This window comes from Paenarthrobacter sp., assembly GCF_031180005.1.
In the GTDB taxonomy this organism is placed as follows: Bacteria; Actinomycetota; Actinomycetes; order Actinomycetales; family Micrococcaceae; genus Arthrobacter.
Window position 1 is genome coordinate 1 of the sequence record NZ_JAPSHI010000067.1, and the last position, 3,125, is coordinate 3,125.

The 3,125-nt window shown below is 63.0% G+C and carries 2 protein-coding genes, 1 pseudogene and 1 riboswitch; of the genes and pseudogenes, 1 reads left to right on the forward strand and 2 read right to left on the reverse strand.

Features of this window, described 5'->3' with window-relative positions; genetic code table 11:
* A pseudogene (locus tag RIF72_RS20170) lies at positions 1–138 on the reverse strand (uracil-DNA glycosylase); the annotation flags it as partial.
* 152 nt (positions 139–290) lie between these two features.
* Positions 291–1,496, reverse strand: a complete 1,206-nt coding sequence (locus RIF72_RS19965) for a cobalamin-independent methionine synthase II family protein (RefSeq protein WP_309076522.1) — start codon at positions 1,494–1,496, stop codon at positions 291–293.
* Positions 1,497–1,507: 11 nt separating this feature from the next.
* A riboswitch (SAM riboswitch) is annotated at positions 1,508–1,613 on the reverse strand.
* 247 nt (positions 1,614–1,860) lie between these two features.
* Here RIF72_RS19965 and RIF72_RS19970 point away from each other — a divergent pair.
* On the forward strand, positions 1,861–2,922 hold the full coding sequence (locus RIF72_RS19970) for a M14 family zinc carboxypeptidase (protein ID WP_309076523.1): 1,062 nt from the start codon (positions 1,861–1,863) through the stop codon (positions 2,920–2,922).
* The last annotated feature ends 203 nt before the right edge of the window (positions 2,923–3,125 follow it).

Genomic DNA, 3,125 nt, shown 5'->3' on the forward strand with positions numbered 1-3,125 from the left:
GTTGACGGCTGCAACATTGGGTTCGTAGCGTCGGTTCAGAAGCTGCTCATGGAAAGATTCGGGTGCCAGGGCTGTCATGTAGTGCTGGGTCTCCTGCGGGGATTGGTGTTGCTGCCACCGCGAAAATGGGCGCGCGATGGCGCAGCAGATCCGAAGTGGTTGAAATGGGGCGGACCGATTCCTGGTCGGCCTTTACCAGTTTAGCAAGCCCCGCGAAACGAAACGCCGGTCCCGTGCACCCAGTCCAGGCGGCCACGGAACCGGCGGGTTCCCGTTGTAACTCTCCGCAGCTACCAGAGCAGTTTGGTGGCCCGGCGTGCACCCTCGCCCAAAGCTTCCAGCTTGGCGAAGGCGATCTGCGGGTGGACCCTGCCTCCCAGGCCGCAGTCCGTGGAGGCGACGATGTTCTCGCGGCCCACTACGTCCGCGAACCGTACGATCCGGTCCGCCACCAGGTCCGGGTGTTCCACCACATTGGTTGCGTGCGAGACGATGCCCGGGATGATGACCTTGCCCTCGGGGAGCTTGGTGTCCTCCCAGACCCGCCACTCGTGCTCGTGGCGGACGTTGGCGGCCTCGAAGGAGTAGCCGCCGGCGTTAATCTGCAGCATGGTCTTTACCAGGTCCGCAAGGGGAAGATCGGTGGTGTGCGGGCCGTGCCAGGAGCCCCAGCAGAGGTGGAAGCGGACCTGCTCCTCGGGAAGGCCGCGGAGGGCGTAGTTCAGGGCTTCCACGCGGATCTGGGTGAACTTGAGGTAGTCGGATACGCTCGGCTCGGGGCTGATCTGGTCCCAGTTCTCAGCGATGGAGGGATCATCGATCTGGAGGATCAGGCCGGCGTCGATGATGGCCTTGTACTCTTCGCGGAGCGCATCGGCGAAGGCGTAGATGTACTCCTCCTCCGTGGCGTAGTACTCATTGGTGATGCGTGATGCGCTGCCAGGGGACAAGGCCGCAACAAACCCGTCCTTCAGTCCGGCGGCGGCCAGGCCTGCCTTCAGGTTCGCGATGTCGGAGGCGACGGCGTCCTGGCCGGTATAAACGAGCGGTCCGGTGACTTTCGGGAACGGCTTGGGGCCACCGGTGAAGATGCCGCTGGTGGGGTCGTTGTAGGCCTCGGCAAAGATGGCGCGGTCGCGGCGATGGATGAAGCCGGTCAGTTGGACGTTGCCCGGGGTGGATTCCTTCGGTTCAACCGCCCATTTGGCGTCGTTGTCCAGTTCCAGCCCGCCCATGCGTGCGAAGGAGTAGGACCACCAGGCGCCGTAGTCCACAGCAGCGGACATGGCGTGCCCGTATTCGCCGTCGTTGGGGATGTCGATGCCCAGGCTTTGCTGGCGCTGGACCAGGTCCACCACGGAAGCGGTGAGCAGTTCGTTGTAGCCCTCGACATCGGAAGGGTTCTCCTGGCGTGCAGCGTTGGCGGCAATAAGTTCGGGGGTGCGGGGCAACGATCCGGCGTGGGTGACGCGGATGTGGTCGGTGTTCAGGGACATGCTGGAATTCCTTTCCATCGGTCCTGGCAGTAGCACCTTCGCAGGCAGGACGTACCTGCACTATGTGGGTTGCTGCGGCGTCATCGATCCAGGTCTCTCGGCCGCTCCGGATGGGTACTCTCACCTAAATGCACTGGTGCGCCCGGGAGCAAATCCGCTTTCGGATTGTGTCGGGCGGAAACTCCGGATGGTGCCGCCGGAACACGAGGGCAGGAGAGCTCCTTTCGAAACGTAATAACTGACTGCAGATCCTTGTCACGTCCATTGACAGGATTAGTCCAGGTTGGTTGGCTTTGTCACAGGCCGCAATGGGGGACATGGCGGGCTGGCCGCACCTATATGCACTCGAAAGAGGTAACGCACTGTGAGAAAAACCTTGGCAACCTTCAGGACGCTGGCAGTTTCAGGAGCCCTGACACTGGCAGCAGTGGCCGCGCCGGCACCTGCGATGGCCGTGGGCGAAGGCCCCAACTATGACGGCAACGGCCAGATCACCACGTCGAAGCTCGCCACTTACGAGCAAATGGTCTCCTTCCTCAAGGACCAGGACGCCCGCCAGGGCGCCATGGAGCTGGAGGTCATCGGCCAGACCGTGAAGGGCCGGGATATCCACCTGGTCAAATACATGTCGGATCCGGCGAAGCCCACCATCCTTTACCTGACGCAGCAGCACGGCAACGAGCAGCTCACCACCGAGGGCGCGCTGGAATTCGTCAAGCACCTGGGCACCGGAAAGTCTCGGGACGTTCTCGACGGCGCGAACATCCTCGTCGTTCCCATGCTCAACGCAGACGGCGCCATGGGGGACGTGAACTTCCCGCTGGACGACTACCTGGCTAAGGGTGACCGCAACATGACGCGGTACAACGCCGAAGAGGTGGACCTCAACCGCGACCACGTAGCCAAGGTCCAGCCGGAAACGCAGGCGCTGCACAACAATGTGATGCGCAAGTACCGGATCGATTACATGATCGACCTGCACCACCAGGGCACCCGCAGCGAACGCGACGGCAAGCTGGTGTCCGGGTCCATACTGTACCCCACCACGCCGAACGCCGATCCCGCAGTTGTCGAGAAGTCCAAGCAGTTGGGTGCCGTCGTGTTTAACAGCGTCGACTCCACCGGCTGGGGCCACCTCGGCAAGTATGTGGGCGGCAGCGCCGAGACGATCAGCCGCAACGGGATCGCTGTGGAATACGGGATCGCGACACTCCTGTTTGAGATGCGGGGCATGTCCGACCATTACCTGGACGGCTATGCCCTGGGCCTCCGAAGCAACGGATACCTGATCAAGCAGACGGTCACCACCCTCACTGCCACCGCCGCAGCAATCGCTGACGGAGCAATTGCCGACGCCGACACCTCCTTCTGGGACAGCCTGGCCACCCAGACCTCCCGCCCTGGCGGGGAAGCGGACGACGAGTAGTACTACCGCTGACAGTCCGCCGCGGTCCTTTGCGCTGCAGGAGTCCTTTACCCTGCAAGAAGGACCGCGGCGGCCCAACGAGTGGACAAAGTCCCTCATCGGCTAAACTTGGGTGGTAAGAGCCCCGGAACTCTTGCGTCGCTGCGCCGCCCGCGGACCAGCGAAGGCCGGTCCATCCGGGGCATTCTCATGAACGGCGCTGC